The 4,346-nt window shown below is 30.1% G+C and carries 3 protein-coding genes and 1 pseudogene; 2 read left to right on the top strand and 2 right to left on the bottom strand.

The features are described 5' to 3' along the window. Positions 1 to 116: 116 nt before the first annotated feature. Entirely contained in the window at positions 117 to 941 is an 825-nt protein-coding gene (gene kdsA, locus AB1Z17_RS00040; protein WP_368049746.1) for a 3-deoxy-8-phosphooctulonate synthase, read from the bottom strand. A 331-nt stretch (positions 942 to 1,272) separates the two neighbouring features. Between kdsA and AB1Z17_RS00035 the strand changes: the two genes are divergently transcribed. Further along, complete coding sequence (locus AB1Z17_RS00035; RefSeq protein WP_368049745.1) at positions 1,273 to 2,751, top strand: beta-N-acetylhexosaminidase; 1,479 nt, start codon at positions 1,273 to 1,275, stop codon at positions 2,749 to 2,751. Between the two features lie 4 nt (positions 2,752 to 2,755). Then, positions 2,756 to 3,214 (top strand): LEA type 2 family protein, encoded by a 459-nt coding sequence (locus AB1Z17_RS00030; RefSeq protein ID WP_368049744.1) that lies wholly within the window; start codon positions 2,756 to 2,758, stop codon positions 3,212 to 3,214. A gap of 87 nt (positions 3,215 to 3,301) precedes the next feature. Here the strand turns inward: AB1Z17_RS00030 and AB1Z17_RS00025 are convergent. Next, positions 3,302 to 4,346 (bottom strand): annotated as a pseudogene (locus AB1Z17_RS00025) (alpha-2-macroglobulin); the annotation flags it as partial.

The raw sequence follows: 4,346 nt of genomic DNA, 5'->3' as shown, positions 1-4,346 counted from the left end.
TTTTATTTGATAATTGCTGTTTTTTGATTGGTATCTCACGCTAAGTTATATGCCTGAGTGGAGTCGAAGTCAATTATAGCTCAACAAGTATAAAAAATATTTATGTGTAAAATTTATTATTTCTTAAAACTATTAATCGTTTTTCTAATTGCTACTAAATTACTCAAAAGACCCTCTAAATATTGTAAATCTAACATGTTTGCTCCGTCACTTTTTGCGTTTTTAGGATCGAAATGAGTTTCTAAAAACAGTCCATCAACACCAACAGCAACTCCAGCTCTGGCAATAGTTTCAATCATATCTGGTCGTCCTCCCGTAACACCACTTGTTTGATTTGGTTGCTGTAAAGAATGTGTAATATCTAAAATAGTAGGTGCAAATTGTTGCATTTCAGGAATTCCCCTAAAATCAACAACCATATCTTGGTAACCAAACATGGTTCCTCTATCAGTAATCCAAGCTTTTTGGTTTCCAGAATCTTTTACTTTTTGAACTGCGTGTTTCATTGCACTCGGACTCATAAATTGTCCTTTTTTCAAATTCACCACTTTTCCAGTTTTTGCTGCGGCAACTACCAAATCGGTTTGTCTCACTAAAAAAGCAGGTATTTGTAATACATCTACATATTGCGCTGCCATTGTAGCATCTTCATTTGTATGTATATCAGTTACCGTAGGAACATTAAAAGTTTCAGAAACTTTTTTTAATATTTTTAAGGCTTTTTCATCTCCAATTCCTGTAAAACTATCAATTCTACTTCTGTTTGCCTTTTTAAAACTTCCCTTAAAAATAAACGGAATTTCTAATTTATCCGTTACTTTTAAAATGTGTTCAGCAATACGCATAGCCATTTCTTCACCTTCAATGGCACAAGGACCAGCTAATAAAAAGAAGTTATTACTTTTAGTATGTTTTATATTTGGAATCAGTTTTAAATCCATTTTTTTAATTTTTATGCAAATGTACAGTTAATATTTAAAGTTTTAAAAATTGAATTAAAGCTACTAAATTATATTGAGTTAAAACTCACTCTTTATTCTGTAAAATTTATTATTTAAAACTCGTTATTAAGCTTTTATAGAAAGTTTAAAGTTGATAATTGGTTAAATGATGCTGTTAATCGAAAAAATAAGTAGTTATTAATTTTATCTTGTATTTTTGTTATATACATTCTATTAATAATTTTACCTAATGAAAAAATTGATTCCTTTTAGTAAATTGCTTTTTTTGATTATAGCTTTAGTATTAAATTCTTGTTCAAGTAGCCCAGAAATGAAACTTTCAGAAGCCGTATTGTTTCCTAAACCAGTTTCTCTTATTGAAACGAATAGTTCATTTCAATTAACAGATCAGACTAAAATATTAGTAAGTAATGATTCTAAAGTATTATTTAAAGCAGGAAACTATTTAGCAAGTTTGTTAAATCCAGCAACTGGTTTTAATTTAAAAACAGAAATTGGTTCAGAAAAAGAGGTTACTAATAACATTCATTTAAAAATATCAAATTTAGATACAAAATTTGGTGATGAAGGTTATAAATTGAGAATTGACGAAGATAAAATTAGCTTGGAAGCAAATTCTGTTAAAGGTATTATTAGAGGTATTCAAACAATTAGACAAGTATTACCAAATGAAATTGAAGCTTCTAATAAAATTGAACAATCATGGTATATGGCGACTGGAGAAATTCAAGATTATCCGGATTATAAATATAGAGGAGCTATGTTAGATGTGGCGCGTCATTTTTTTAGTGTAGACGATGTAAAAAGATATATTGATTTATTAGCAGCATACAAATTAAATGTGCTGCACCTTCATTTGTCTGATGATCAAGGATGGAGAATTGAAATTAAATCCTGGCCAAATTTAACAGCTATAGGAGGTTCTGCAGAAGTAGGTGGAGGAGAAGGTGGATTTTATACTCAAGAACAATATAAAGATATTGTTGAATATGCTTCTGATAGATATATAACTATAATACCTGAAATTGATATGCCAGGGCATACAAATGCGGCATTAGCTTCGTATCCAGAATTAAATTGTGATGGTAAGGCAACACAATTATATACAGGAATAAAAGTTGGTTTTAGTACTTTATGTACCGATAAAGAAATTACTTATAAATTTATAGATGATGTAATTGGTGAATTATCAGCAATAACACCTGGTGAATACATTCATATTGGTGGAGATGAATCTCATGTTACCGAAATGGAAGATTATATTTATTTCATTAATCGCGTTCAAAAAATTGTTTTAGCTCACAATAAAAAAGTAATTGGTTGGGATGAAATTGCACATGCTGATCTTGAAGAGAATACAGTAGTGCAATTTTGGGCAAAAAAAGAGAATGCCTTAAAAGGAATTACTAAAAATGCAAAAGTTATTATGTCTCCGGCTACTAAAGTTTATTTAGATATGAAGTATGATTCTCTTACTAAAATAGGTTTAAGTTGGGCAGCAACAATTGAGTTAGATAGTGCTTACTCATGGACTCCTGAAACATTTGTTGAAGGAATTACAAAAAAAGATATATTAGGTATTGAATCTCCTTTATGGTCAGAAACTATAGAAACAATGGATGACATTGAATATATGACCTTCCCAAGAATTATTGGTCATTCTGAGATTGGTTGGACTCCTGCTGAAAACAGAAATTGGGAAGATTATATTACTCGATTAAAGAAACATAGAGAGCGCCTAGAAATAATGGATATTAATTATTATAATTCAAATTTACTTTTAGAATAATCGAATGATTAGAAAAACAATAGGACTATTGACCTTTGCGTTTATTGTTTTAAGTTGTACTGTAAAAGAGCCACCAGAGTTTATTGGTATTAAAAACCTAAAGGTTTTAGAATCAACAAAAACATTTGTTATAATAGAAGGAGAAGGGTTATTTAGAAATCCCAACGATATTGGAGGAGCATTGAAAGCCGATGGCATTAAAGTTTATGTAAACGGAAATGAAATGGCAACATTAACTTCAGAAAGCTTTGAGGTGCCTGCCAAAAAAGAATTTACCATTCCTTTAAAAGTGAATATTCCAACAGATAGAATTTTTTCCAATAAAAATTTAGGGGGATTAATTGGAAGTCTTTTCAGTAAAAAGATTGAAGTAAAGTATGACGGGAAAATTCAATATAAAGTTTTAGGCTTTTCTCATTATTATAATGTCGATGAAACTGAAACAGTAAAGATTAAATTGTAAGTTTTGAAGATTTCAAGTTATAAAAGGGCAAAGTAACAAAAATATCTAATTTTGCCACTTTGTCCTTTGAGTTTTTGTGCTGTAAAATTATTCAACTTCAATTCTAACACCTTCACTGTGACTACTAAATTCAGGAGCATACATACTTTGTATAGTTGTAATTCCATTGCTGAAATTACCAGCGTTATTTACACGTAAATCGTATTCAAAAACATACACACCTTTAGGTAAACGTTCCATAAAAAAGTTAGTTGAAGCATCTTTTGTGCTTTCATAATAACCTAAACCATCTTGCCATTTGTAGCTAGATAGTACATTTACTGGTTCTAAACCGCTGGCGCGCATATCTTTCATATGCACAAATTCCATTGGCCTATCCACTTTTAATTCTACTCTAACTGTAATTAAATCTCCCAATTTTAGGGTTGAGGTTTCTGTTATTTCCGTTATTTCTTTACCAGTATCAGTATTTGATTTTAAGAATAGTTTTTTACTTAATTTTAACGGAGTTTCAGCTGAAGTTATTTTATCTAAATCTTCAAAATATTGCCAATACAAACCTCCCCAAGCAATGCCTTTATCTTTTTTAGAAAGTGTTACTTCTCCCATTTCTGGAGTGATTTCAGAATTATTCCAAGAAGTTTTATAATATCCAGTACCAGCTTCTATAGCTACATTTTCTAATTTTGAAGGCTCAATTTTTTTGTTTCCAATTGTAACTTCAACAGATTTGTTAATTGACAACCAATCACTTCCTTGTAATAACAATGCATACACAGCTTCTGTAGTTGCTTTAGTGGTTTTCCAACTATTGGTCTGTTTGTTTTTAAGCAGCCAAACTTTTAATTCATCAATAATTTTAATATCATTTTCAATTTCTGAAAACACTTCAATAAGTAGTGCTTGTGTTTCAATTGGAGCCTGATACCAAAACCAACTTGTGGTATTCTCTTTCCAGTACATTCCTAATTCTTCTGAAGTAATGCTGTTTTCTTTTAACGATTTTACTATTTCAGAAGTTATTATTGAATTATCATTTCTATGCTGAATTAAAGCAATTAACCCTTTTGAATATAGATTGAATTCTGTCCAATAAGTTTTAGACTGGTTGCTGTAGTAATCAATTGCCGTT

Source organism: Lutibacter sp., from assembly GCF_040883305.1.
In the GTDB taxonomy this organism is placed as follows: domain Bacteria; phylum Bacteroidota; class Bacteroidia; order Flavobacteriales; family Flavobacteriaceae; genus Lutibacter.
This window is presented reverse-complemented; position numbering and strand designations above follow the sequence as displayed.

Excerpts from the sequence above, each read along its gene's own strand:
- kdsA (WP_368049746.1), bottom strand. The coding sequence starts at position 941 with ATGGATTTAAAACTGATTCCAAATATAAAACATACTAAAAGTAATAAC.
- AB1Z17_RS00035 (WP_368049745.1), top strand. The coding sequence starts at position 1,273 with ATGAAACTTTCAGAAGCCGTATTGTTTCCTAAACCAGTTTCTCTTATT.
- AB1Z17_RS00030 (WP_368049744.1), top strand. The coding sequence starts at position 2,756 with ATGATTAGAAAAACAATAGGACTATTGACCTTTGCGTTTATTGTTTTA.